The organism is Methylobacterium longum (assembly GCF_022179385.1).
Taxonomy (GTDB): domain Bacteria; phylum Pseudomonadota; class Alphaproteobacteria; order Rhizobiales; family Beijerinckiaceae; genus Methylobacterium; species Methylobacterium longum.
Genome location: NZ_BPQS01000006.1, coordinates 186,153 through 209,348 on the forward strand (window position 1 = coordinate 186,153; position 23,196 = coordinate 209,348).

Consider the following 23,196-nt stretch of genomic DNA (forward strand, 5'->3'; position numbering starts at 1 on the left):
GCCGGCCCCGAGCGGAAGGCGAGCGTCAGGCGGCGATGCCCTCGGCGGCGCCGCGAGCCGGAACCGGCAGGGTGACGGTGAAGCCGGCCCCGCGGCGATCGGGGCGGTTGCCGGCTGTGACGGTCCCGCCCATCGCCTCGACGAAGCCGCGTGCGATGGCGAGCCCCAGCCCCGTGCCGGCCCGGACCCGGTCGCCCTTCTGGACGCGGTAGAACTTGTCGAAGATCCGCTCGGCATCCGCCCCGGACAGGCCGTCGCCCTCGTCCAGCACCCGGATTGTCACGGACTCGCCCTCGCGCGCGGCCCGTAGGGTCACGGTCGAGCCCGCCGGCGCGTATTTGGCGGCGTTGTCGAGCAGGTTGACCAGGACCTGCTCGAACAGGACCGGATCGAGGGCGAGGGGCGGCAGGTCCGGCGCGACCTCGACCGCCACCGCATGCCCGGCCAGGATCTTGTCGGTCCGGCGCAGGGCTGTATCGATCGTCTCGGCGACGTCCTGGGCGGACAGGTTCGGCGCCACCGCGCCGGCCTCCAGGCGGGTCATGTCCAGCAGGTTGGCGATGAAGCGGTTGAGGCGCTCCGCCTCGCCGATGACGGTCCCGAGCAGCTCCGCCTTCGCGTCGGGCGCGAGGGCCGCGTCGAGGTCGCGCAGGGTGCTGGCCGCGCCCAGCACGGAGGCGAGCGGCGTGCGCAGGTCATGGCTGATCGAGGTGAGCAGCGCCTGGCGCAGCCGGTCGGTCTCGGCGGCCCGCTCGGCCCGGTCGAGATCCTCGACGAGGCGCACGCGCTCGATGGCGAGCGCGCCCATGTCGGCGAGCGCATCGAGCAGGCGCCGGCCCTCCGGCGTCAGGATCGGACCAGCGCCGTCGGCGTCGAGGCCGATCACCCCGATCGTGCCCCGGCCGGTGCGCATCGGCAGGAACAGGCGCTTGGCGCCCGGCAGCGTGTCGGCGCAGCGGCCGGCCGGACGCTCGTTGTCGAAGGCCCATTGTGCCGCCGCCACGTCGGCCTCGTCGAGCCTGTCCTCGGGCGGATAGCCGGCCATGACCGTCACGGCCTTGCCGTCGGGGAGGAGGAGGACGACGCGGACCTTCAGCATCGCGGCGACCTGGGCGCTCGTGGCCCAGAGCACGTCGTCGAGGGTACCGCAGGCGGCGAGCTTCCGGGAGAAGCCGAACAGGCGCTCGGTGGCCCGGGCTCGGCCCTGGCTGACCACGGCGACCCGGCGGGCGCGGGCGGCCAGATTCGAGACCAGCACCGCCACGAGCGTGAACAGCAGGAACGCGGCGACGTTGGTCGGGTCGGCGATCGTGAGGGTGTAGACCGGCGGCAGGAAGAAGAAGTTGTAGGCGAGCGAAGCCGCCACCACGCTGGCGAGGGCCGGGCCGAGCCCCCAGCGCACCGCGACCGACACGACCGCGGTGAGCAGGAACAGGTCGGCGTTCTCGACGCCCGCGTAGGGCTGGGCCAGGATGGCGCTCGCCAGGCCGGCCGCGATCGCGGCGAGCGCCCCGGCATAGGGACCGAGGCTGAAGCCGCGGCGCGGTGCGGCCATCGTGATCGCGCGGCGCGTCTGCCTGTCGGCGGGCGCCGCTTCCCCCGGAACCACGTGCACACTGATGTTGCCGCTGTCGCGCAGCAGGTCGTGGACCACCGAGCCGTGCAGCAGTTCGAACAGCCGCGACCGGTTCGCCTTGCCCACCACGATGTGGTTCACGTTGGCCGAACGGGCATAGGCCAGGGCGTCGTCCGCGATCCGGCGGCCACCCGGGAGGGTGACGGCATCGCCCCCGAGCCGGTCGGCCAGGCGCAGGGCCTCGGCGATCCGATCGCGCTGCGCCTCGCGCAGGGACATCGTGCGCGCGCCCTCGATGGAGAGCGCCGTCCAGGGCGCGTGCAGGCGGTCGGCGAGCCGCTTGGTGTAGCGGACGAGGCCGGCGGAGCGCGGATCCTCGTTCACGCAGACCAGCACCCGCTCGCCCGCCGCCCAGGGCCCCGGGATGGCGTTGGCCCGCATGTGGCCGAGCAGCTCGTCATCGACGCGATCGGCCGTGCGCCGAAGCGCCAGTTCGCGCAGGGCCGTGAGGTTGCCGCGCGAGAAGTAGTGCTTCAACGCGCGCTCGGCGTTGGTCGGAACGTAGACCTTTCCGTCCTTGAGGCGCTGGATCAGGTCGTCGGGGTTGAGATCCACCACCTCGATGTCGTCGGCCCGGTCGAGCACGCCGTCCGGGACCGTCTCGCGAACCCGGATACGGGTGATCGACGCGACCACGTCGTTGAGGCTCTCGACGTGCTGGATGTTCAGCGTCGTCAGGACGTCGATGCCGGCGTCGAGCAGCTCCTCGACATCCTGGTAGCGCTTCGGGTGGCGTGAGCCCGGCGCGTTGGTGTGGGCGAGTTCGTCGACGAGGGCCAGGGCCGGGCGCCGGGCCAGCAACGCGTCGAGATCCATCTCGTCGAGGACGGTGCCGTGATACGCCACCGGGCGGCGGGCTACCGTCTCCAACCCGTCGAGCAGAGCCTCGGTCTCGGCCCGGGCATGGGTCTCGACGACGCCGACCACCACGTCGATTCCGGCCTTCAGCCGGGCGCGACCGATGGTGAGCATCTCGTAGGTCTTGCCGACACCGGGCGCCGCGCCGAGGAAGACCTTGAGCCGGCCGCGGGTCCGCTCCTCCCGACGCGCCGCCTCGAGGAGCGCTTCGGGGGAGGGGCGGTTCGGGTCGCGTCCGGTCTCGGGCATGATTCTCCACGGCGCGCCTGTTCGGCTCCGTCACGCCCCCGGCGACCGCATCCTGTGGGGCCGACGGCGAACGGAGCCCTCGACGGAGGCCTCCGGCCGCCGCGCGATCCCGGAACGCCTCCGTCGGCGCGACCGGCGCGGCGTCACAGGATGCGGTCGCGGGTAAGCGGTGTCCACATCTCACGATTCCGCCGCACCGGGACCGGGCGACAGGATCGCGATCCCACGCGGGAGCGGACCGGACCCCGCTCGCCTTCAGCGGCGGGCGAGCTCGTCCAGCGCGAGGTTCAGCGCCAACACGTTGACGCGCGGCTCGCCGAGGATGCCGAACGTGCGGCCCGCGATGCGGGACGTCACGAAATCGCGCAGGCGGTCCTCCGGGACGTGGCGGTCCCCGGCGACGCGGGGAACCTGGAAATAGGCCGCCTCGGGCGAGATGTCCGGGTCGAGGCCGGATCCGCTGGTGGTCACGAGGTTCACGGGCACCGGGGTCTTCGCGTTCTCGGCCTTCAGCGCCTCGAGGTCGCCCCTGACCCGCTCGGCCAGCGCCGCGCTGGTGGGCCCGAGGTTCGAGCCCGACGAGTTGGCGGCGTTGTAGGGCGCCGGCACCGTCTTGGAGGCATCGGCGGGGTCCGGGGCCGTGGTGGCCGAGGGCCTTCCGTGGAAGTAGCCGGCACCCGTGAAGCTCTGACCGATCAGGCTGGATCCGACGACCCTGCCGTCGCGCTCGATCAGGCTACCGGCGGCCTTGGCGGGGAAGAGGGCCCCGGCGAGGCCCGTCATGGCGAGGGGGTAGGCGAGGCCGGTGATCACCGTCAGCGCGGTGAGCAGCACCAGAGCGGGGCGAAGCTGGTTCGGCATGGGCGGTCTCCGGGACCTTACGCGAGATGGAGGGCGGTGACGGCGAGGTCGATGGCCTTGATGGCGACGAAGGGCACGAGGACGCCGCCGAGGCCGTAGATCAGGAGGTTGCGCCGCAGCAGCGCGGCGGCGCCGACGGCGCGATAGGTCACGCCGCGCAGGGCCAGCGGGATCAGCGCCACGATGATCAGCGCGTTGAAGATGATCGCCGACAGGATCGCGCTCTGCGGCGAGGCCAAGTGCATGACGTTGAGCGCCTGGAGCTGCGGATAGAGCCCCAGGAACATCGCCGGGATGATGGCGAAGTACTTGGCCACGTCGTTGGCGATGGAGAATGTCGTCAGCGCGCCGCGGGTCATCAGCAGCTGCTTGCCGATGCCGACGATCTCGATGAGCTTGGTCGGGTCGCTGTCGAGGTCGACCATGTTGCCGGCCTCGCGGGCCGCCACCGTGCCGGTGTTCATGGCGACGCCGACATCGGCCTGGGCGAGCGCGGGCGCGTCGTTGGTACCGTCGCCGCACATGGCGACGAGCTTGCCCTGCGCCTGTTCCTTCCGGATCAGCGCGAGCTTGTCCTCGGGGGTGGCCTGGGCGAGGAAGTCGTCCACCCCGGCCTCGGCCGCGATGGCGGCCGCGGTCATCGGGTTGTCGCCGGTGATCATCACCGTGCGGATGCCCATCTGGCGCAGCTCCGCGAAGCGCTCGCGGATGCCGCCCTTCACGATGTCCTTCAGGTAGACGATCCCGAGCAGCCGCCCGTCGCGGGCGACCGCGAGCGGGGTGCCGCCGGCCCTGGCGATCGCCTCCGCGATGGCGCGGGTTTCCGTGGCGGCGGCCGTCTCCGGGTCCGGCCGGAAGGCCAGAGCGGCGTTCGAGCCCCGGCTCGCCATGGGCGCCCCGGACAGGGAGGCGATCACCGCGTCGACCGCGCCCTTGCGGATCGACGCGGTCTCCAGATCGACGCCGGACATGCGCGACTGTGCGGTGAACGGCACGAAGCTGGCGTTGAGCGCGGCCATGTCGCGGGCGCGGATGCCGTACTTCTCCTTGGCGAGCACCACGATCGAGCGGCCTTCCGGCGTCTCGTCCGCCAGGGAGGCGAGTTGCGCCGCGTCGGCCAGTTCCTGCTCGGTGACGCCGGAGACCGGGCGGAACTCGGTGGCCTGCCGGTTGCCCAGGGTGATGGTGCCGGTCTTGTCGAGGAGCAGCGTGTCGACGTCGCCCGCCGCCTCGACAGCCCGGCCCGACATGGCGAGGACGTTGAAGCGCACCAAGCGGTCCATGCCGGCGATGCCGATCGCCGACAGCAGCGCGCCGATGGTCGTCGGGATCAGCGTGACGAACAGGGCCACCAGCACGATCACCGGGATCGCACCGCCGGCGTAGCTCGCGAAGCTCGGGATCGAGGCCACCGCGAAGACGAACACGATGGTCAGCCCGGCGAGCAGGATGTTCAGGGCGATCTCGTTCGGCGTCTTCTGGCGCGCGGCGCCCTCGACCAGGGCGATCATGCGGTCCACGAAGGTCGAGCCGGCGGCAGCGGTGATGCGGACCTTGATGGTGTCGGAGAGGACCTGCGTTCCGCCCGTGACGGCCGAGCGGTCGCCGCCGGATTCGCGGATCACCGGGGCGGACTCGCCCGTGATGGCGGCCTCGTTCACGGAGGCCACGCCCGCGATCACCTCGCCGTCGGAGGGGATCAGGTCGCCGGCCTCCACGAGGACGACGTCGCCGACCTTCAGGGCGGTGCCGGGCACCGTCTCGTAGGTCGCGCCGGGGCCCTTGAGGCGCTTGGCCGTCATCTCGGTGCGGGTGCGCCGCAGGCTGTCGGCCTGGGCCTTGCCGCGGCCCTCGGCGAGCGCCTCGGCGAAGTTGGCGAAGATCAGGGTGAACCAGAGCCAGAGGATGATCTGGCCGGAGAATGCGAGGTCGCTGCCGCCGGCGACGAGGTCGCGGGCGAACAGGACCGTGGTCAGCGCCGCCACGACCTCGACCACGAACATGACCGGGTTGCGGATCATGGCGCGGGGATCGAGCTTCCTGACGGAGCCGAGGAGGGCCGGCCCGATCAGGGCGGCGCTGAACAGGGATGATGTCTGACGCGACATGGGGGATGTCCGGAAGGGATGGGGAACTCGGCGCCGCGCGCCGGGCACTGTCGGGATCAGGAGGCCAGCCTGCCGGCCGTCAGCGCGTAGGCGGCCAGCAGGGCGAAGCCGCCGAGCAGCACCACGCCGAGGAGCGCCAGAACGAGGTCGGAGGTCCGCACCGGCTGGGACGCGGCGCGGTCGCGCCGCCGTGGTTGCCGGCGCAGCGCGAGGTGGTGGCGCGGCAGACGCCGGGCGGGGAGGGCGCGGGGCATCTCAGCCCCCCGTCGCGAAGGTCTGGCCGGCCGCGCCCGCGAGGTGCTCGACCACGGGGCCCAGCGCCAGTGACGGGAAGAAGGTCAGGCCGCCGATGATCAGGATCACGCCGACGAGGAGCCCGACGAACAGGCCGCCATGGGTCGGGAACGTGCCCGCGGAGGCCGGAACCGTCTTCTTGGCCGCGAGCGAACCCGCGATCGCCAGGACCGGGATCTTCACGAAGAACCGCCCGACCAGCATGCCGATGGCCAGGGTGCTGTTGTAGAACAGCGTGTTGGCCGACAGACCGCCGAAGGCCGATCCGTTGTTGGCCGCCGCCGACGTGTAGGCGTAGAGGATCTCGGTGAAGCCGTGCGGGCCGGCATTGGCCGGGCCGGCGAGACCCGCCGGCAGCACGGTGGCGAGCGCCGTGAAGCCCAGCATCATCAGCGGCAGGCAGAGGATGCCGAGCATGGCCATCTTCACCTCCTTCGCCTCGATCTTCTTGCCGAGATATTCGGGGGTGCGGCCGACCATCAGGCCCGCCACGAAGATCGCCACGATCACGAAGATCAGCATGCCGTACAGGCCGGCGCCGACGCCACCGATGATGATCTCGCCGAGCTGCATGTTGAGCAGCGGGATCAGGCCGCCGAGCGCCGTGAACGAGTCGTGCATGGCGTTGACGGCGCCGCAGGAGGCCGCCGTGGTGATCACCGCGAACAGCGCCGAGGCCGCGATGCCGAAGCGGGTCTCCTTGCCTTCCATGTTGCCGCCGGTCAGCCCGAAGCCGTTAAGCACCGAGCTGCCGTGGGCCTCGGCCCAGTAGGTGACGGCGACGCCCGCCAGGAACAGGATCCCCATGGCGCCGAGGATCGCCCAGCCCTGGCGCTCGTCGCCGACCATGCGGCCGAAGACGTTGGTGAGCGCGGCGCCGATCGCGAAGATCGACACCATCTGGACGAAGTTCGATAGGGCGGTGGGATTCTCGAACGGGTGCGCGGCGTTGGCGTTGAAGAAGCCGCCGCCGTTGGTGCCGAGCATCTTGATCGCCACCTGGCTCGCCACCGGCCCCAGCGCGATGGTCTGGTGGGCCCCCTCCAGCGTCGTGGCGTCGGCGTAGGCGCCGAGCGTCTGCGGCATGCCCTGCCAGACGAGGAACAGGGTGTAGGGCACGCAGATCGGCAGGAGCACGTAGAGGGTCGCGCGGGTGACATCGACCCAGAACGAGCCGATCGTGCCCGAGGAGGCGCGGGCGAAGCCGCGGATCAGCGCGACCGCCACCGCGATGCCGGTCGCCGCCGACAGGAAGTTCTGGTGCGTCAGCCCCAGCATCTGGGACAGGTACGAGAGCGTGGTCTCGCCCCCGTAGGATTGCCAGTTGGTGTTGGTGATGAAGCTGGTCGACGTGTTGAACGCGAGGTCCGGCGCCACCGCGCCCTGATCGGCCGGGTTGAGCGGCAGGACCGCCTGCAGGCGCAGGATCGCGTAGAGCACCGCGAAGCCCAGCAGGTGGAACAGGATCACCGCGCCGGTGTAGGCCAGCCAGTGCTGCTCCTGGCGGGCATCGAGCCCCGCAGCCCGGTAGAGCCCGCGCTCGACGGGGCCGAGCACGGGCGAGAGGAGGGTGCGCTCACCGGTGAAGACGCGGGTCATGTACGACCCGAGGGGCTTCACGAGCGCCAGAACGACCGCGCCGTAGAGCGCGATCTGGATCCAGCCGTCGAGATTCATGGGGGAGGTCCGTGCTCAGCCGCTCAGAACCGCTCGGGGCGGACGAGGGCGTAGGTGAGGTAGACGAGGAGGCCGGCGGTCACGCACGCGCCGAGGGCGAGGTCCAGGGTCACGGCGGCCTCGCTCAGAGCCGCTCGCACAGGGCGGCGTAGCCGGCGGAAGCCGCGAAGGCGGCGAGCCCCCCCGCGAGAAAGACGATGTCGAGCATGGTGATCCGGTCCGGTTCGGCGGACCGGCCGCGGAGGTCCGGCGGCGGTCTTGGCCGGCCGGAAGAATGGCCCCGAACCGCGTGAGGGTTCGAGACGGCCGCGGGGGTGAACTTATAAGGACCGCGTTAGGATCGGGCGGACGCCATCGTCCCCGCCAGCGATCTGCGACGCCGGACGCGAGCGGCCGGAGGCGCCCTCCAACCCACCCGCCTCGTCGATGCGCCCGTCAGGACGGCCGGATCCGCGCCGGCGCTTCAGCTTCCGGGGAGATCGTGGACCTCCTCGAAGAAGAATTCCTTCCAGCTGGTCGGCTTCTGCTTGATGTAGCCGGCCCGGGAAAAGAACTGGGCGGCGGGCAGGAGGTTCTGCGGCGCCGCCGAGAACACCATCCCGGGCCGCGCGATCAGGGCGGCGAGCGCGTCCGCGGAGATGCTCTCCTTGTTGATCTCGAGATAGATCCCGGCCGCCGCCGCTTTGTCCGTCTCGATAAGCGCGATGGCCTCCTTGATGGCCCCGACGAACGCCGCGATGATCTTGGGATTGGCGTCGTGGAAGGTGGTCGTGCTGTAGACGCAGCCGTTCGTCAGCGGACCGCCCATCACCGCCACCGAGTCGAGGACCTCGTGGACGTCCGGCATGGCCAGCTCCTGGTCCTGGTAGGGGGGCTGGGAGAAGTGCGCGGTGACGCCGTTGTTCTTGTTCTGGAGCGCGATCATCGCGTCGGGGTGACCCATCCCGACGGTCATCGCGTTGAACTTCTCCAGGGCTCCGGCCCCGAACTGCTTCTCGACGGCGATCCCCAGCACGACGGGCTGCGTCCCGACCCGGATGGTCGGAACCGCGATGCGGTCGTTCGGCCCGAAATCGCTCAGCGCCTTCACGTTCGGATTGTTGGTGACGAGCTTCATCGGCAGCGCGCCGGTCGCCACGACGCCCTTCACCCGTCCGCTGGTCTTGCCCCACATGATCAGCATGTTGGGGCCGCCGCTGATGACCATGTCGACGCCGCCCGACAGCAGCGCGTCGTTGCTGGCGCCGCCGTTGGTGAGGCGCGTCCAGCTCACCCGGAGATTGTCGATCCCGGCGGCTTTCGCGTGCTTCTCGACGAGGCCGAGCTTCTCGGCGATCACGGCGGGCAGGTAGGACAGGCCGGGCTGCTTCGCGATGCGCAGCTCGCCGGCCTCAGCCCGTGCGGAGCGGGACCAGACCAGGGGCGATCCGAGGGCAGCGACCGAGAGGCCGGTCTGCAGGAGCTTCCGGCGGGTGGAACCGCCACGAACTGTCTTGGTGTCGCCTGAACGCATGGGGCCCCCGTACGGGATGGGTGAGCCCAACCGGTCGTTTCGGCCGAACCCTGCGGCCAGGCTAGTGCAAGAGGGCGCCGGCGGGTAGCGGGAATTGGTATTCCAGCGAAATGCCTGCGGACGCTCCCGGTTTTCCGCGGCATGGCGGCCGGTGCGACGGGCGGTCGTAAGGTCCGGTGCCCGTTCGGGCGCATCGCCGTCGGTCGTCCGGACGCTGTGGCCGACCGCGCCCCGCCGGGACGCGTTCGACACGGTTTCCGGGCGGGCGCGCAGCCTGCGCTGCTCGCCCGCCGGATCAGACGGCTCCGATCACGAGCAGCCGGTGGTGCCGCCGCAGGTGTCGCACTTCAGGCAGGTGCCGTTGCGGACCAGCGTGAAGTTCGCGCATTCCGGGCAGGCCTCGCCGACATAGCCCTTCATCTTCGCCTCGGCGCGGCGGTCGGCGACGCTCCGCTCCGCCTTGGCGAAGGGGAGGGTGTCGGCGATGGTCTCGGCGTGGCCGGCAGCCGCCGGCTCGGCCTTCAGCGCCGCGCTGCCGCGGATCGCGTGGACGACGCCGCCGGCCGGGGCCGACTGGCCGGCACTCACCGCGCCGACGCCGACAGTCCCGCCGGCCGGGCCGCCCTGGATCAGGGTCAGACGGTCGGCCGAGCCGCGCAGCAGGCCGCGGGAGACCACCGAGGAGGCCGGCGCCGGCTTCGGACCCTCGCGGGTCGTGTCGCCGCTCTCGCCGCCGCCGATCACCGTGCCGCCGATCTCGGCGGGGCTGACATGGGCGAGGTCGGCACGGCCGAGATACGAGACCGCCAGCTCCCGGAACACGTAGTCGAGGAGCGAGGTCGCGTTCTTGATCGCGTCGTTGCCCTGCACGAAGCCGGCCGGCTCGAACCGCGTGAAGGTGAAGGCCTCGACGTACTCCTCCAGGGGCACGCCGTACTGGAGGCCCAGCGAGATCGCGATGGCGAAGTTGTTCATCAGGCTCCGGAAGGTCGCGCCCTCCTTGTGCATGTCGATGAAGATCTCGCCGAGGCGGCCGTCGTCGTACTCGCCGGTGCGCAGGTAGACCTTGTGGCCTCCCACCACCGCCTTCTGGGTGTAGCCCTTCCGGCGGGTCGGGAGCTTCTCGCGGGACCGGATCCGCTCGACGCGCTCGATCACCCGCTCGACGATCTTCTCCGCCACCGCCGCGGCCTTGGCGGCCGCCGGCGCCTGGAGCAGCGCCTCGATGCCCTCGTCCGCCTCGTCGTCCTCCTCCGAGATGAGGGCGGCGTTCAGCGGCTGCGACAGCTTCGAGCCGTCGCGGTAGAGGGCGTTCGCCTTGAGGGCGAGGCGCCAGGACAGCAGGTAGGCCGCTTTGCAATCCTCCACCGTGGCGTCGTTGGGCATGTTGATGGTCTTGGAGATCGCCCCCGAGATGAAGGGCTGCGCCGCCGCCATCATGCGGATGTGGCTCTCCACCGAGAGGTAGCGCTTGCCGATCCGGCCGCAGGGATTGGCGCAATCGAAGACCGCGTAGTGCTCGAGCTTGAGGAAGGGCGCGCCCTCCAGCGTCATCGCCCCGCAGATATGGGTGTTGGCGGCCTCGATCTCCTTCTTCGAGAAACCGAGGAAGGGCAGCAGCTCGAAGGTCGGGTCCGACAGCTTCTCGGCCGGGACCTCGAGGGTCTGGGTCAGGAAGTCGTCGCCGAGCGTCCAGCGGTTGAACACGAACTTGATGTCGAAGGCCGACTTCAGGCCCTTCTCCACCGCGGCGATCTTGTCGTCGGAGAACCCCTTCGCGCGCAGCGTCGTCGGGTTGACGCCCGGCGCCTGCCCCATGGAGCCGTGACCGACCGCGTAGGCCTCGATCTCGGCGATCTCGGATTCGCGGTAGCCCAGGGCCCGCAGGGCGTCCGGCGCGGCCTGGTTGATGATCTTGAAGTAGCCGCCGCCGGCGAGCTTCTTGAACTTCACCAGGGCGAAGTCGGGCTCGATGCCGGTGGTGTCGCAGTCCATCACGAGGCCGATCGTGCCGGTGGGCGCGATCACGGTGGCCTGCGCATTGCGGTAGCCGTGCTCCTCGCCGAGCTTCAGCGCCCGGTCCCAGGCGGCGCGGGCATGGTCGCCGAGATCGGCCTGCGGGATGTTGGCGTGGTCGAGGGCGACCGGCGCGACGTTGAGGAACTCATAGCCCTCCGCCTCGCCGTGCGCGGCCCGGCGATGGTTGCGGATCACCCGCAGCATCGCGTCGGCATTCTCCTCATAGGCCGGGAAGGTGCCGAGTTCGGCCGCCATCTCGGCCGAGGTCGCGTAGGCGACGCCGGTCATGATCGCCGTGAGCGCGCCGGCGAGTGCCCGGCCGGCGTCCGAATCGTAGGGCAGGCCCATGGTCATCAGCAGGCCGCCGATGTTGGCGTAGCCCAGACCCAGCGTGCGGTAGCGGTAGGAGAGTTCCGCGATCTCCTTCGACGGAAACTGCGCCATCATCACGGAGATCTCGAGCACCACCGTCCAGAGGCGGTTGAGGTGCTCGAACGCCTCCACGTCGAAGCGCTTGGTCTCCCGGTCGTACATCGTCAGCAGGTTCGCCGAGGCGAGATTGCAGGCCGTGTCGTCGAGGAACATGTACTCGGAGCACGGGTTCGACGCCCGGATCCGCCCGCCGGCCGGGCAGGTGTGCCAGTCGTTCATCGTGCTGTTGAAGTGCAGGCCCGGATCCGCCGAGGCCCAGGCCGCCTCGCCGATCCGCTCCCACAGCTCACGGGCCTTCAGGGTCTTGGTGACCTTGCCGGTGGTGCGGGCCTGGAGGCTCCAGTCGGCATCCGCCTCGACGGCGCGCAGGAAGTCGTCGGTCAGCGAGACCGAGTTGTTGGAGTTCTGGCCCGCGACCGTGAGGTAGGCCTCCGAGTCCCAGTCGGTGTCGTAGACGGGGAAGTCGATCTTGGTGAAGCCCTGCCGGGCGAACTGCACGACGCGCTTGATGTAGGCGTCCGGCACGGAGGCGCGGCGGGCGGCCTTGATCTCCCGCTTGAGGGCGGGGTTGCGCTCCGGATCGAAGCAGGCGTCCCCCTCCGCCTCGCACTGGGTGCAGGCCTTCATCACGAGGTTGAGGTGCTTGGAGACCACCTTCGAGCCCGTCACCAGGGCGGCGACCTTCTGCTCCTCCTTCACCTTCCAGTCGATGAAGGACTCGATGTCCGGATGGTCGATGTCGACGATCACCATCTTGGCGGCGCGCCGGGTGGTGCCGCCCGACTTGATCGCGCCGGCCGCCCGGTCACCGATCTTGAGGAAGCTCATCAGGCCCGACGACTTGCCGCCGCCGCCGAGCTTCTCGTTCTCGCCACGCAGCATCGAGAAGTTGGAGCCGGTGCCTGAGCCGTACTTGAACAGCCGCGCCTCGCGGACCCACAGGTCCATGATGCCGCCCTCGTTGACGAGGTCGTCCTGGACCGACTGGATGAAGCAGGCATGCGGCTGCGGGTGCTCGTAGGCCGAGGCCGACTTGGTCAGCACGCCGGTCTTCGGGTCGCAGTAATAATGGCCCTGGCTCGGGCCATCGATCCCGTAGGCCCAGTGCAGGCCGGTGTTGAACCATTGCGGCGAGTTCGGCGCCACCATCTGGCGGGCGAACATGAAGCGCAGCTCGTCCATGAAGGCCGCGGCATCGTCCTCGGACGAGAAGTAGCCGCCCTTCCAGCCCCAGTAGGTCCAGCAGCCGGCGAGCCGGTCGAAGACCTGCGTGGCGGAGGATTCGGAGATGAAGCGCTCATCCTCGGGGAGTTCGGCCAGCGCCGCGTCGTCCGGCACCGCGCGCCAGAGGAAGGACGGGACCGCGTTCTCCTCGACCTTGCGCAGCCGGGCCGGCACGCCCGCCTTGCGGAAGTACTTCTGCGCGAGCACGTCGCTCGCGACCTGGCTCCAGCTCTCCGGCACGTCGATGCCGTCGAGGCGGAAGACGATCGATCCGTCCGGGTTGCGGATCTCGCTCAGCGCCTTGCGGAAGGGGATGCCGGAATAGGGCGATTGTCCGGCCGTGGTGTAGCGACGCTCGAACCGCATGAAACACACCTCTCCCGACGGGACACGACGGTCCCGGCCCCGCCTCGAAGCGGGGTCTGTGCCCGATGATGGGACTCGGAGTCCGCCGCGCCCGAAGGCCGGGCGCGAGGCGGATCCGCGAATCGAATCTTGGAACGGCCAGCCCTGCTCTAACGCACCACTCAAGGGCGCGACCGATGCAGGGACACTACCGCCGCCAAGCCACTCACGTCAACAAGTGGTGTGCGGCGACTCTGTTCCACGCTAGATGTTGTGCCGGCTCGCAAAAGCCTGTGGATATCCCGGGCGGTCCGGATAAGTGTCCTTCCGGCTTCCCGGAATCGCCTCGGGAAAATTTTGGATTCACAGCGCAACGCGAAGCCGGGGTCCATCGGGTGCGGCGGAAGGCCCGATCCGGAGTCGGTGCGTTGCCGGAGAGCGACACAACCGCCAGGCGGCTGGACTTGGACGTGCGCGCTGACCATAACGGCGCCCAGACGCGCCGTGGCGGCGCGGCACGACCTCGGGATCGGCGATGGCGCTGAAGGACACTTTGCTGCGCGTCTTCACGTGGTGGAACGGTCAGACCGTCTCCCTCGCCATGCAGACCGCGCGCACCGGCATCTTCGTCGGCGAGGACGAGTTCGGGAACAAGTACTACAAGGCCGAGGGCGCCCTGATCGACCGCTCGGTCGGTTCGGAGCGGCGCTGGGTGGTCTATAACGGCTACGCCGACGCCTCGAAGGTGCCCCCGGGCTGGCGCGGCTGGCTCTGCCACAACGTCGACGTGGCCCCGAGCGAGGAGACCTACGAGCCGCGCGCGTGGCAGAAGTCCCACGTCGAGAACCAGACCGGGACGCCGAACGCCTACCGGCCCGCGGGATCGCAGCTCTCCTGGGGGCAGCGGCCGGCGACCACCGGCGATTACGTGTCCTGGACGCCGGGCGAGTAGGACGCGGCGCTCCGGCCGCTGCGGCGCCCTTTTGCCGCCACCGTTGCGGTGTTCATGGCGGGCCAATCCCGAACGTCCGCCGCGCACCTGACGGCGCGGCCGGCCACCCTCGTCTAGGGGTCCGAGCCTTGAGCCGCATCACAACCCTCGCACGCCGCGTGCTCGCCCCGAGCCTCGCGCTCGCTCTCTGCGCGAGCCCGGCCGCCGCCGACAAGATCAAGAACCCGACCGCCGTCTTCTCCGGTCTCGACAAGATCACCGGCCGCATCGTGTCGTTCGAGGTCGCGGTGGACGAGACCGTGCAGTTCGGCGCCCTGCAGCTCACCCCGCGGGTCTGCTACACGAGGCCGCCCACCGAGAGCGTGAAGACCACGGCGTTCCTCGAAGTCGACGAGGTGACCCTCGACAGCAAGTACCGCCGGATCTTCACCGGCTGGATGTTCGCGTCGAGCCCCGGCCTGCACGCCATCGAGCATCCGATCTACGACGTGTGGCTGGTCGACTGCAAAGGCGGCAGCGACGTGATCGCCGAGGCCAAGGAGCAGGAGGATGTTCCCGCCGTCGCGGCCAAGCCCGAGAAGGCCAAGCGCCCGGGCCGGGACGCCACGAAGACCGCCCAGCAGCTCAACGCCGCCGGCCAGGTGGACGTGGAGGCCCCCCGCGGAGTGCCGGTCCAGCCCCGCCAGAAGCCGTCGCGCAAATTCTTCCCGTCGAACGAGGGCCCGGCGCCGGCGCCGCCACCCGTGCAGCAGCAGCCGCAGAACCTGTTCGACGCGCTGTTCCGATAGGACAGATCCCGAACCCTGAAACGCGTCCGGTGCCGGGATTCGGACCCATGGGCGGACGCTCCAGCCCACCCTCATCCTGAAGCTCGGCCTGAGGGCCTCGGGTCGGACGGGGCCGGCCGTGACGGCCCGACAGCTTGCCCCCGGAAGCGCGGCGCCATCGGACGCACCCGTCGCGGCGCCTAAGCCTCGTCGCCGCTCCCGAGGGCCGCGAGCACCCGGGCGCCCCTGACCGAGCCGTCGCAGGGCCAGACGTGCCAATCCGCGGCCTGTTCGAGGGCCTCGGCGAGCCGCCGCTTGTAGATATGGCGGGGCAGTTCCTCGGCGCCGAACTGCGAGAGGTGCTCGGTGACGAACTGGGTGTCGGCGAGCCGGTATCGCCCGGCGCGCAGGCGGCCCATCAGGTGGACGAGAGCGACCTTCGAGGCGTCGCGCACCTCGTGGAACATGCTCTCGCCGAAGAAGGCCGCCCCGAGGGAGACGCCGTACAGGCCGCCGACGAGGCGGCGGTCCTCCCCGGCATAGACCTCCACGGTGTGGACGTAGCCGAGATCGTAGAGCGCGCCGTAGAGGTCGCGGATCCGCCCGTTGATCCACGTGCGCTCGCTGTCCCGGCGCGGCGCGGCGCAGCCGTCGATCACCCCGTGGAAATCCGTGTCGCAGCGGACCTCGAACTGGTCGGACCGCACCGTCCGGGCGAGGCGCCGGGGCACGCGGAAATCGTGGAGGGGCAGGACGCCGCGCGCCTTGGGCTCGACCCAGTAGAGGGTCGGGTCGTCGGCATCCTCGGCCATCGGGAAGATGCCCGCCGCGTAGGCCTTCAGCAGGATCTCGGGGGTGATGTCCACGCGGCTGGGATCGTGCATGGCCTCAGTGTCGCGCGCGGGCGGCGCGAAGACCAGAGCCCGGGCGGGGCGCGGTCGCCGCAGATCCGGCCTGAGCCGGTCAGGCCTTCATGCCGCCGTCTTCCAGGAAATGCTCCAGCCAGTGGATGTCGTAAAGCCCGTTCTGCACGTCCGCGTTACGAACCAGGGTCCGGAACAACGGCAGGGTCGTGTCGACGCCGTCGATGACGAATTCGTCCAGCGCGCGGCGCAGGCGCATCAGGCACTCGTTGCGGGTGCGCCCGTGGACGATCAGCTTGCCGATCAGCGAGTCGTAGTGCGGCGGGATCCGGTAGCCCTGGAAGGCGGCGGAATCGACCCGGACGCCGAGACCGCCCGGCGTGTGGTAGTGGGTGATCTCGCCCGGCGACGGGCGGAAGGTCTCCGGGTGCTCGGCGTTGATCCGGCACTCGATGGCATGGCCCTCGACCTTGATGTCGGCCTGCGACACCGACAGCGGACCGCCCGACGCGACCTGGATCTGCTCGATGACGAGGTCGATGCCGGTGATCATCTCGGTGACCGGGTGCTCCACCTGGATCCGGGTGTTCATCTCGATGAAGTAGAACCGGCCGTCCTCGTACAGGAACTCGACGGTGCCGGCGCCGAGATAGCCGAGTTCCTTCATGGCGTTGGCGCAGATGCCGCCGATCTCGGCGCGCATCGATTCGTTGAGCGCCGGCGATCCGCCTTCCTCCCAGACCTTCTGGTGACGCCGCTGGAGCGAGCAGTCGCGCTCCGCGAGGTGGACCGCGCCGCCGCGCCCGTCGCCCAGGACCTGCACCTCGATGTGGCGGGGCTTCTCCAGGTACTTCTCCAGATAGACCGCGTCGTCGCCGAACGCCGCCTTCGCCTCGGACTTGGCCATGCCGATCGCCTGCTCCAGATCGGCCTCGGTGCGCGCCACCTTCATGCCGCGCCCGCCGCCGCCCGACGCGGCCTTGACCAGGACCGGGTAGCCGATCTCGGCGGCGACCCGCTTGGCGGTGACGGCATCCTCGACGCCGCCCTCGGAGCCGGGGACGCAGGGGATGCCGAGCTTCAGCGCCGTGCGCTTGGCCTCGATCTTGTCGCCCATGGTGCGGATGTGCTGCGCCTTGGGGCCGATGAAGCCGATCTGGTGATGGGCCAGAACCTCGGCGAAGCGCGCATTCTCCGACAGGAAGCCGTAGCCGGGGTGCACCGCGTCCGCGCCCGTGATCTCGCAGGCCGCGATGAGGGACGGGATGTTGAGATAGCTGTCGCGGGCGGCCGGCGGCCCGATGCAGACGCTCTCGTCGGCCAGCCGCACATGCATGGCGTCGGCATCCGCCGTCGAGTGGACCGCCACGGTGGCGATCCCGAGCTCCTTCGCGGCCCGCAGGATGCGCAGGGCGATCTCGCCGCGGTTCGCGATCAGGATCTTGTCGAACATCGGACCCGTTAGGGCGTCCTGGCGATCCGAACCGCGCAGGAGGCACTATCCTCTTGTTGTGCGGCGTCTTCCAGGACTGAACGGCGAGCCCGGCGGACGTCCTAACTGATGACGAGCAGGGCCTCGCCGAACTCGACCGGCTGGCCGTCCTCCACGAAGATGGCGGTGACCGTGCCGGCGCGGGGCGCCACGATCTCGTTGAAGGTCTTCATCGCCTCGATGAGGAGCAGCTTGTCGCCGACCGCGACCGTCGAGCCGATATCCACGAAGGCCTTGGCGTCGGGCGAGGGCCGCAGATAGGCGGTTCCGACCATCGGCGACGGCACGCTGCCGGGCTGCGTCCGCACGGGTTCGGCGGGGGCGAGGGCGGACGAAGCCGAGGGCGCCGCCGGCACGGGGGCGGCGATCGCCGCCATCGGCGCCGGGGCCGCGACCTGCACGCTCACGGGTTCGAGCCGCCGCACGACGCGGATGCGCAGGTCGCCCTTCTCGACCTCGATCTCGGACAAGCCGGTCTCGGTGACGAGGTTGGCGAGCTCGCGCACGAGCTCGGGATCGATGGCGTCGTTCTTTGGCATCCGGCCTACTTCGTATCGCGGCGCGCCGCCCGGTTCATCCGGAACGGCGCTGGACCGTGGCCCTGCGGCTGGCGGCTCTTAGACGAAGGCAGCCCGGCGCGACAAGGCCACGCGGAGCACCTTCCGTCATGCGGCGGGCCGACCCTGCCGCTCAGCAGGAGGCGTGGCCGCATTGACGCACGTCGGCGATGGTCTTGCGCATCGGCTCGACGCCGACCGCGCCCGGGATCACCTCGTCGCCGATGATGAAGGCCGGCGTGCCCGACAGGCCGAGCCGGTCGCCGAGACCGCGATTCTCGCTGAGCGCGGCCTTCACCTCGGGCGAGGCCATGTCCTTCTGCAACTTGGCGGTGTCGACGCCGAGGTCCTTGGCCACCTGGATGGCCTTGGCGCCGTTCACCCGGCCCTTGGATTCCAGAAGCTTCTGGTGAAATTCGAACAGCTTTTCGCCCTTAAGCTGCTGACGCACCGCGACGGCAGCCTGGCTGGCCTCGAGGGATTCCGGACCGAGCACCGGGAAATCCTTGATCACGACCCGCAGCTTCGGATCGGACTTGATCAGCGCCTGCACGTCGCCCAGCGCCTTGCGGCAGTAGCCGCAATTATAGTCGAAGAACTCGACCAGCGTGACGTCGCCCGACGGGTTGCCGGCGACCACGTCGTGCGGGCCGTTGAGCAGCGCCTCGCGCGACTCCTTGAGAGCGGCGGCCTGGGCGAGGCGCTGCGTCTCGGTCTGCTGCTTCTCGGCCTCGGCGAGCGCTTCCTGGAGAACCTCGGGGTGCTTGACCAAGTAATCCTTGACGATCGCCTCGATACCGGCGCGCTGCGCGTCCGTGAACGGCGCCGCCGCGGGCGGTTGCGCGGTCTGCGCGAGCGCTGGCGCGGCCGCGAGGCCGAGCGCGAGGATCAGAGCGGGCAGGGGGCGGATGAACGGCATGGATCCTCGCTTGCGGGGCAAGCCGGCCCGCGCGTGGGGCGAGCGGTAGGAACCGGGTTTGGCGTTTTCACGGCACCCGGTCAAATCCGGTGACGACTTCGCGGGGCGATACAGCGGCCGCCGTCGGTCCGGCAGCGCCCGAATCCAGAAGCCGGGCGGCCGCGCCCGGCCAGAGGACCGGCTCGGTCGCACCGGGGCCAAGGCGCTCAGCCAGCACTGACGACAGGCGGGACGGCAAGGGCGGGATCAGGCACGGCTTTGCGGCCGAGGGTACGGGCGGCCGGGCCCAGGCGGCCAAGGTCCTGACGCGGCCCAGCGGGCCCTCCGCTTGAGGCTGGCACCGCGAGGGGCTACCCCGGGGGGCCGGCCTCGCCCGGCGCAGAATGGCAACCGCATGACCCCGATTTCCCGGCGCGCCGCCGCCGTCCAGCCGTTCCTCGCCATGGACGTCATGGCCGCCGCCGCCGCGAAGGCCCGCGCCGGGAGCGACGTGGTGCGGATGGAGGTCGGCCAGCCCTCCGCGCCGGCACCGCAGGCGGTGATCGCGGCCGCGCAGGCGGCCCTGGCCACCGGCCGCGTGCCCTACACGGAAGCCCTCGGGCTGCCGACCCTGCGCGCGCGGATCGCCCGGGATTACGCGGAGCGGCACGGCGTCGCGGTCGGTCCGGAGCGCGTGGTGATCACGACCGGATCCTCGGCCGGCTTCATCCTGGCCTTCATGAGCCTGTTCGACGCCGGAGCCCGCGTGGCGGTGCCGCAGCCCGGCTATCCGGCCTATCGCAACATCCTGTCGGCCCTCGACCTCGTCCCGGCGCCCATGATCCTGCGCGCCGAGGATCGCTTCGCGCCGACGGCCGCCCTCCTCCGCGAGACCCACGCGCGTGCCGCGGTGGCCGGCGTGCTGGTGATGAGCCCCGCCAATCCGTCCGGCACGGTGATCACGGAGGCAGCCCTGCGCGACCTCTGCACGACGACCCGGGCCCTGGGCCTGCCACTGATCTCGGACGAGATCTACCACGGCCTCAGCTACGGGCTGCCCACCGTCACGGCCCTCCAGTTCGATCCGGACGCGGTGGTGATCAACTCGTTCTCGAAGTACCACTGCATGACCGGCTGGCGCATCGGCTGGATGGTGGTGCCGGAGGCGCTGGTCCGCCCGATCGAGCGCCTGGCGCAGAACCTGTACATCTCGGCGCCCTACCTCTCGCAGGTCGCCGCGCTGGCGGCCTTCGATGCCACGGCGGAACTGGACGCCGTGCGCGACGGATACGCGCGCAACCGCGGGATCCTGCTCGACGCGCTGCCCGGCCTCGGCCTGGGGCGCCTCCACCCGGCGGACGGCGCCTTCTACCTCTACGCCGACGTGGCGAACCTCACCGGCGACGCCTCCGACTTCTGCCGGCGGATGCTCGACGAGGCGCATGTCGCGGCGACGCCGGGGCTCGACTTCGACCCGGAGGAGGGTCACCACCACGTCCGGTTCTCGTTCGCGGGCTCGGAGGCCGAGTGCCGCGAGGCGGTCTCCCGCCTGCGCGCCTGGCTGCGCTGACGGTCAGGCGGCTTCCACCGGCACCAGATCGCCGACCGCCTCGAACAGCTGCGCGAAATGCTCGATCACCCGGTCGGGCCCGAGTTCGGCGACCGGGCGGTCGGTGTAGCCGAAGGTGACGGCGACCACCGGGATCCCCGCCGCCTTGGCGGTGTCGATGTCGGTGCGGGAATCGCCGACCATCACGGCCCGGGCCGGGTCGCCCCCCGCCTGCGCGATCGTGCCGGCGAGGTGGCGCGGATCGGGCTTGAACTGCGGGAACGTATCGCGGCCGCAGATGGCCGCGAAGCGGTGGCCGATGCCGAGGATCCGCAGCAGCTCGACCGACTGTCCCTCGTACTTGTTGGTGCAGACCGCGAGCCGGAAGCCCGCCGCTTCCAGCGCGTCGAGGGCCTCGACCACGCCCGGGTAGAGGTGCGACGTGTCGGCGAGGTGGTCGCCGTAATGGGCGATGAAGTCGTCGAACAGGCGCTCGTGATCCTCCGGCGAGAGGGCGCGCCCCTCAGCCTCGAAGCCGCGCCGGATCAGCGCCTTGGCGCCGGCCCCGATCAGGCCCCTGGCCTGCGACAGGGGCAGCTCGGCCAACCCCTCACGCTTCATCAGCACGTTGAGGGTGCCGATCAGGTCGCCCGCGGTCTCCGCGAGGGTCCCGTCCAGGTCGAACACGGCGATCGGCGGGCGGGACGACGGTTCGGCGGACATGGATGCGGGGCTCCTGTTGGGTCCGGTCTCGCTAGCGGTGCGCGGCACGCGGAGCAACCCGACGCCGCGACGCGGGTCCGGGCGCGTGCAGGTACCTTTCCGGACGGGCCCGGTATATGGGACGCCACGCCCCAGACTCGCCCGAAAGCGGCGCGAGAGGCTGCGTTCACCCGCCCCGAGGGATCCGCGATGAAACCGTCTCTGCCCCTCCTGGCCGTGTGCGCCGCGCTCCACGCCCTGCCGGCCGCGGCGGCGTCCTACGAGTTCGTGCCCGCGCCCCAGACCGACCTCAACCGCATGTATCGCGTCGACAAGGTCACCGGTGAGGTGACCTCCTGCCAGTACGGCCTGCAGGAATCGGTGGGCGGGATCGGCCAGACCGTCTGCTTCGGCCCGGGCGAGGGCGCGGGCGCCCAGACCCCGTCGGAATACGGGCTGGTGGCGAGCCGCCACAGCCGCGAGGCCGGCGTCTTCCGCGTGAACTACCGGACCGGCGAGATGAGCATCTGCTTCGTGCTCGTGAAGAAGGAGCAGGTGGTCTGCACCCAGCAGGGCAAGCCCGGAGCCGAGGCCGGATCCGACGCGCCGCTGACCGGCTCGGCGCCCGGCCGCGCCGGGGCCAGCGCCACGCCGACGCAGGGCGGGCGCCCCTGAGGCGGCCGACGCGCGCCGGCCGCCGGTGACGCGGCATTGTCGCGGCATTGTCGGAGCGGGCGTTCCGATCGGACCTGTCCCATGCTAGGGGCCGGCCGGACTCAGCGGAAGGACGATCGGCACAGGATGCGCGCTCCCTCGACCGACATCGCCGACAGGAACCCCGCGCGGTGAGCGGGCCGGACCTGCGCCGCGCGGCGGCGGCACGCGCCCTCGATCTCGTCGAGCCCGGCATGCGGCTCGGCCTCGGAACCGGCTCGACCGCCGCGGCCTTCGTGGCGCTCCTTGGCGAGCGGGTGCGCGACGGGCTCGACATCATCGGGGTGCCGACCTCGGAGGCGACGCGCCTGCAGGCCGAGGGCCTCGGCATCCGCCTCGCCACCCTGGATGAGCAGCCGGACCTCGACCTGACGATCGACGGCGCCGACGAGGTCGATTCTGAGCTGCGCCTGATCAAGGGTGGCGGCGCCGCGCTCCTGCGCGAGAAGATCGTGGCCTTCGCCAGCCGCCGGATGGTGGTGATTGCCGACGCCGCCAAGCGGGTCGCGACGCTGGGCGCCTTTCCCCTGCCGATCGAGGTGAACCCGTTCGGCCTCACCGCCACCCAGCGCGCCGTCGAGGCGGCGGTCGCACGCGCCGGCTGCGCCGGCCCGGTCCGCCTCCGGCACGGGCCGGACGGCGGCGCCGTCGTCACGGACGGCGGGCACCATATCCTCGACGCGCATCTCGGCACGATCCTCGATCCGGAAGGCCTGGGCGCCGCGCTCTGGGCCGTGCCGGGCGTCGTCGAACACGGCCTGTTCCTCGGCATCGCCGACGCCGCGATCCTGGCCGCCGCCCGCGACGGGACGGCCGAAGTCACCGTTCTCGGCAGCCTCGCCTGAGGCGCCGCGCTCCCCTCAGGCCATCGTCTCAAGAAAGCCCCGCATGTCCCGACGCCTCATCGCCGCGCTCGGCCTCGCGCTCCTCGCGTCTCCGCAGGCGGCCTCCGCCCAGGCGAACAAGCCCGCGCCCGCCAAGCCGGCCGCGACGCCCGGCACGGCGGCCGCCAACACGCCCGGCGAGACCTATTCCCAGAGCCACCTCGCGCTCGCCCGCGAGGTGATGCTGAGTTCCGGCATCGCCCGCTCGTTCGATTCGGTGCTGCCGTCCTTCGCGGAGCAGATCCGCAAGCAGGCGGTCACCCGGCCCGAACTCGCCAAAGACCTCGACGAGGTCCTAGCCTCGCTCCAGCCGGAGATGGAGCTGCAGAAGCAGCGCATGATCGGCATCGCGGCGCGCACCTACGCGACCAAGTTCTCGGAGACCGAGCTGAAGGAGATCGCAACCTTCTTCCGCTCGCCCGCCGGCAAGCACTACGTCGAGGCGCAGCCGCAGCTCCTCGACGAGATGGTGCAGGAGATGCAGGACTGGACGCAGGACGTCTCGGAATACGTGATGGTCCGCGTCCGCGCCGAGATGGGCAAGCGCGGACACCAGATGCAGTGAGGACGGCCGCGCCCGGGAGCGGGTCACGGTGACGGAC

19 protein-coding genes are annotated in these 23,196 nt (G+C 70.8%); 6 read left to right on the top strand and 13 right to left on the bottom strand.

Annotated elements, in window-relative coordinates; genetic code table 11:
* Positions 1-25: 25 nt before the first annotated feature.
* The 8 genes from MFF58_RS08065 to MFF58_RS08100 all read right to left on the bottom strand — a co-directional run bounded on the left by MFF58_RS08065 (position 26) and on the right by MFF58_RS08100 (position 13,237).
* On the bottom strand, positions 26-2,743 hold the full coding sequence (locus MFF58_RS08065) for an ATP-binding protein (protein WP_238286511.1): 2,718 nt from the start codon (positions 2,741-2,743) through the stop codon (positions 26-28).
* 255 nt (positions 2,744-2,998) lie between these two features.
* Positions 2,999-3,604, bottom strand: coding sequence for a K(+)-transporting ATPase subunit C (locus MFF58_RS08070; RefSeq protein ID WP_238286512.1), 606 nt, complete (start codon positions 3,602-3,604; stop codon positions 2,999-3,001).
* Between the two features lie 17 nt (positions 3,605-3,621).
* The gene (gene kdpB / locus MFF58_RS08075) at positions 3,622-5,712 is read right to left on the bottom strand and encodes a potassium-transporting ATPase subunit KdpB (RefSeq protein WP_238286513.1); all 2,091 of its coding nucleotides are present in this window, start codon (positions 5,710-5,712) and stop codon (positions 3,622-3,624) included.
* 56 nt (positions 5,713-5,768) lie between these two features.
* Positions 5,769-5,966, bottom strand: a complete 198-nt coding sequence (locus tag MFF58_RS08080; RefSeq protein ID WP_238286514.1) for a hypothetical protein — start codon at positions 5,964-5,966, stop codon at positions 5,769-5,771.
* A 1-nt stretch (position 5,967) separates the two neighbouring features.
* Positions 5,968-7,683 carry a potassium-transporting ATPase subunit KdpA gene (gene kdpA / locus MFF58_RS08085; protein WP_238286515.1) on the bottom strand — a complete coding sequence of 572 codons (1,716 nt, stop codon included), beginning with the start codon at positions 7,681-7,683 and terminating at the stop codon, positions 5,968-5,970.
* 23 nt (positions 7,684-7,706) lie between these two features.
* Positions 7,707-7,796 carry a K(+)-transporting ATPase subunit F gene (locus tag MFF58_RS08090; RefSeq protein ID WP_020091582.1) on the bottom strand — a complete coding sequence of 30 codons (90 nt, stop codon included), beginning with the start codon at positions 7,794-7,796 and terminating at the stop codon, positions 7,707-7,709.
* Positions 7,797-8,146: 350 nt separating this feature from the next.
* Positions 8,147-9,196: an ABC transporter substrate-binding protein gene (locus MFF58_RS08095; protein WP_238286516.1), complete on the bottom strand. Its 1,050-nt coding sequence runs from the start codon at positions 9,194-9,196 to the stop codon at positions 8,147-8,149.
* 309 nt (positions 9,197-9,505) lie between these two features.
* Positions 9,506-13,237, bottom strand: a complete 3,732-nt coding sequence (locus MFF58_RS08100; RefSeq protein ID WP_238286517.1) for a vitamin B12-dependent ribonucleotide reductase — start codon at positions 13,235-13,237, stop codon at positions 9,506-9,508.
* Between the two features lie 514 nt (positions 13,238-13,751).
* Here MFF58_RS08100 and MFF58_RS08105 point away from each other — a divergent pair.
* Positions 13,752-14,168, top strand: a complete 417-nt coding sequence (locus MFF58_RS08105) for an NADH:ubiquinone oxidoreductase subunit NDUFA12 (protein ID WP_238286519.1) — start codon at positions 13,752-13,754, stop codon at positions 14,166-14,168.
* A 128-nt stretch (positions 14,169-14,296) separates the two neighbouring features.
* The gene (locus tag MFF58_RS08110) at positions 14,297-14,956 is read left to right on the top strand and encodes a DUF2155 domain-containing protein (protein WP_238286520.1); all 660 of its coding nucleotides are present in this window, start codon (positions 14,297-14,299) and stop codon (positions 14,954-14,956) included.
* A gap of 179 nt (positions 14,957-15,135) precedes the next feature.
* Here the strand turns inward: MFF58_RS08110 and aat are convergent, their stop codons facing one another.
* The 4 genes from aat to MFF58_RS08130 all read right to left on the bottom strand — a co-directional run bounded on the left by aat (position 15,136) and on the right by MFF58_RS08130 (position 18,766).
* Positions 15,136-15,819 (bottom strand): leucyl/phenylalanyl-tRNA--protein transferase, encoded by a 684-nt coding sequence (aat, locus tag MFF58_RS08115; RefSeq protein ID WP_238286521.1) that lies wholly within the window; start codon positions 15,817-15,819, stop codon positions 15,136-15,138.
* Between the two features lie 79 nt (positions 15,820-15,898).
* Positions 15,899-17,251: an acetyl-CoA carboxylase biotin carboxylase subunit gene (gene accC / locus MFF58_RS08120; RefSeq protein WP_238286522.1), complete on the bottom strand. Its 1,353-nt coding sequence runs from the start codon at positions 17,249-17,251 to the stop codon at positions 15,899-15,901.
* Positions 17,252-17,352: 101 nt separating this feature from the next.
* Positions 17,353-17,829 carry an acetyl-CoA carboxylase biotin carboxyl carrier protein gene (accB, locus tag MFF58_RS08125; protein WP_238286523.1) on the bottom strand — a complete coding sequence of 159 codons (477 nt, stop codon included), beginning with the start codon at positions 17,827-17,829 and terminating at the stop codon, positions 17,353-17,355.
* Positions 17,830-17,980: 151 nt separating this feature from the next.
* Entirely contained in the window at positions 17,981-18,766 is a 786-nt protein-coding gene (locus tag MFF58_RS08130; RefSeq protein WP_238286524.1) for a DsbA family protein, read from the bottom strand.
* Positions 18,767-19,160: 394 nt separating this feature from the next.
* On the opposite strand from MFF58_RS08130, the gene MFF58_RS08135 reads away from it, so the two are divergent.
* A complete protein-coding gene (locus MFF58_RS08135; protein ID WP_238286525.1) occupies positions 19,161-20,315 on the top strand; it encodes an aminotransferase class I/II-fold pyridoxal phosphate-dependent enzyme in 1,155 nt (384 codons plus the stop codon).
* A 3-nt stretch (positions 20,316-20,318) separates the two neighbouring features.
* Here MFF58_RS08135 and MFF58_RS08140 read toward each other — a convergent pair whose 3' ends face one another.
* Positions 20,319-21,017, bottom strand: a complete 699-nt coding sequence (locus MFF58_RS08140; protein WP_238286526.1) for an HAD family hydrolase — start codon at positions 21,015-21,017, stop codon at positions 20,319-20,321.
* A 189-nt stretch (positions 21,018-21,206) separates the two neighbouring features.
* Here MFF58_RS08140 and MFF58_RS08145 point away from each other — a divergent pair, with 189 nt between their 5' ends.
* From MFF58_RS08145 to MFF58_RS08155, 3 genes are all read left to right on the top strand, one after another.
* A complete protein-coding gene (locus MFF58_RS08145; RefSeq protein WP_238286527.1) occupies positions 21,207-21,671 on the top strand; it encodes a hypothetical protein in 465 nt (154 codons plus the stop codon).
* Between the two features lie 170 nt (positions 21,672-21,841).
* Entirely contained in the window at positions 21,842-22,555 is a 714-nt protein-coding gene (gene rpiA / locus MFF58_RS08150) for a ribose-5-phosphate isomerase RpiA (protein WP_238286529.1), read from the top strand.
* A gap of 43 nt (positions 22,556-22,598) precedes the next feature.
* Positions 22,599-23,159 carry a DUF2059 domain-containing protein gene (locus MFF58_RS08155; RefSeq protein ID WP_238286531.1) on the top strand — a complete coding sequence of 187 codons (561 nt, stop codon included), beginning with the start codon at positions 22,599-22,601 and terminating at the stop codon, positions 23,157-23,159.
* The last annotated feature ends 37 nt before the right edge of the window (positions 23,160-23,196 follow it).

Coding starts and splice junctions, on each gene's coding strand:
- kdpA (WP_238286515.1), bottom strand. CDS start 7,683: ATGAATCTCGACGGCTGGATCCAGATCGCGCTCTACGGCGCGGTCGTT.
- MFF58_RS08100 (WP_238286517.1), bottom strand. CDS start 13,237: ATGCGGTTCGAGCGTCGCTACACCACGGCCGGACAATCGCCCTATTCC.
- MFF58_RS08095 (WP_238286516.1), bottom strand. CDS start 9,196: ATGCGTTCAGGCGACACCAAGACAGTTCGTGGCGGTTCCACCCGCCGG.
- accC (WP_238286522.1), bottom strand. CDS start 17,251: ATGTTCGACAAGATCCTGATCGCGAACCGCGGCGAGATCGCCCTGCGC.
- MFF58_RS08065 (WP_238286511.1), bottom strand. CDS start 2,743: ATGCCCGAGACCGGACGCGACCCGAACCGCCCCTCCCCCGAAGCGCTC.
- MFF58_RS08145 (WP_238286527.1), top strand. CDS start 21,207: ATGAAACCGTCTCTGCCCCTCCTGGCCGTGTGCGCCGCGCTCCACGCC.
- MFF58_RS08135 (WP_238286525.1), top strand. CDS start 19,161: ATGACCCCGATTTCCCGGCGCGCCGCCGCCGTCCAGCCGTTCCTCGCC.
- MFF58_RS08080 (WP_238286514.1), bottom strand. CDS start 5,966: ATGCCCCGCGCCCTCCCCGCCCGGCGTCTGCCGCGCCACCACCTCGCG.
- kdpB (WP_238286513.1), bottom strand. CDS start 5,712: ATGTCGCGTCAGACATCATCCCTGTTCAGCGCCGCCCTGATCGGGCCG.
- MFF58_RS08105 (WP_238286519.1), top strand. CDS start 13,752: ATGGCGCTGAAGGACACTTTGCTGCGCGTCTTCACGTGGTGGAACGGT.
- accB (WP_238286523.1), bottom strand. CDS start 17,829: ATGCCAAAGAACGACGCCATCGATCCCGAGCTCGTGCGCGAGCTCGCC.
- MFF58_RS08070 (WP_238286512.1), bottom strand. CDS start 3,604: ATGCCGAACCAGCTTCGCCCCGCTCTGGTGCTGCTCACCGCGCTGACG.
- MFF58_RS08140 (WP_238286526.1), bottom strand. CDS start 21,017: ATGTCCGCCGAACCGTCGTCCCGCCCGCCGATCGCCGTGTTCGACCTG.
- MFF58_RS08130 (WP_238286524.1), bottom strand. CDS start 18,766: ATGCCGTTCATCCGCCCCCTGCCCGCTCTGATCCTCGCGCTCGGCCTC.
- MFF58_RS08155 (WP_238286531.1), top strand. CDS start 22,599: ATGTCCCGACGCCTCATCGCCGCGCTCGGCCTCGCGCTCCTCGCGTCT.
- aat (WP_238286521.1), bottom strand. CDS start 15,819: ATGCACGATCCCAGCCGCGTGGACATCACCCCCGAGATCCTGCTGAAG.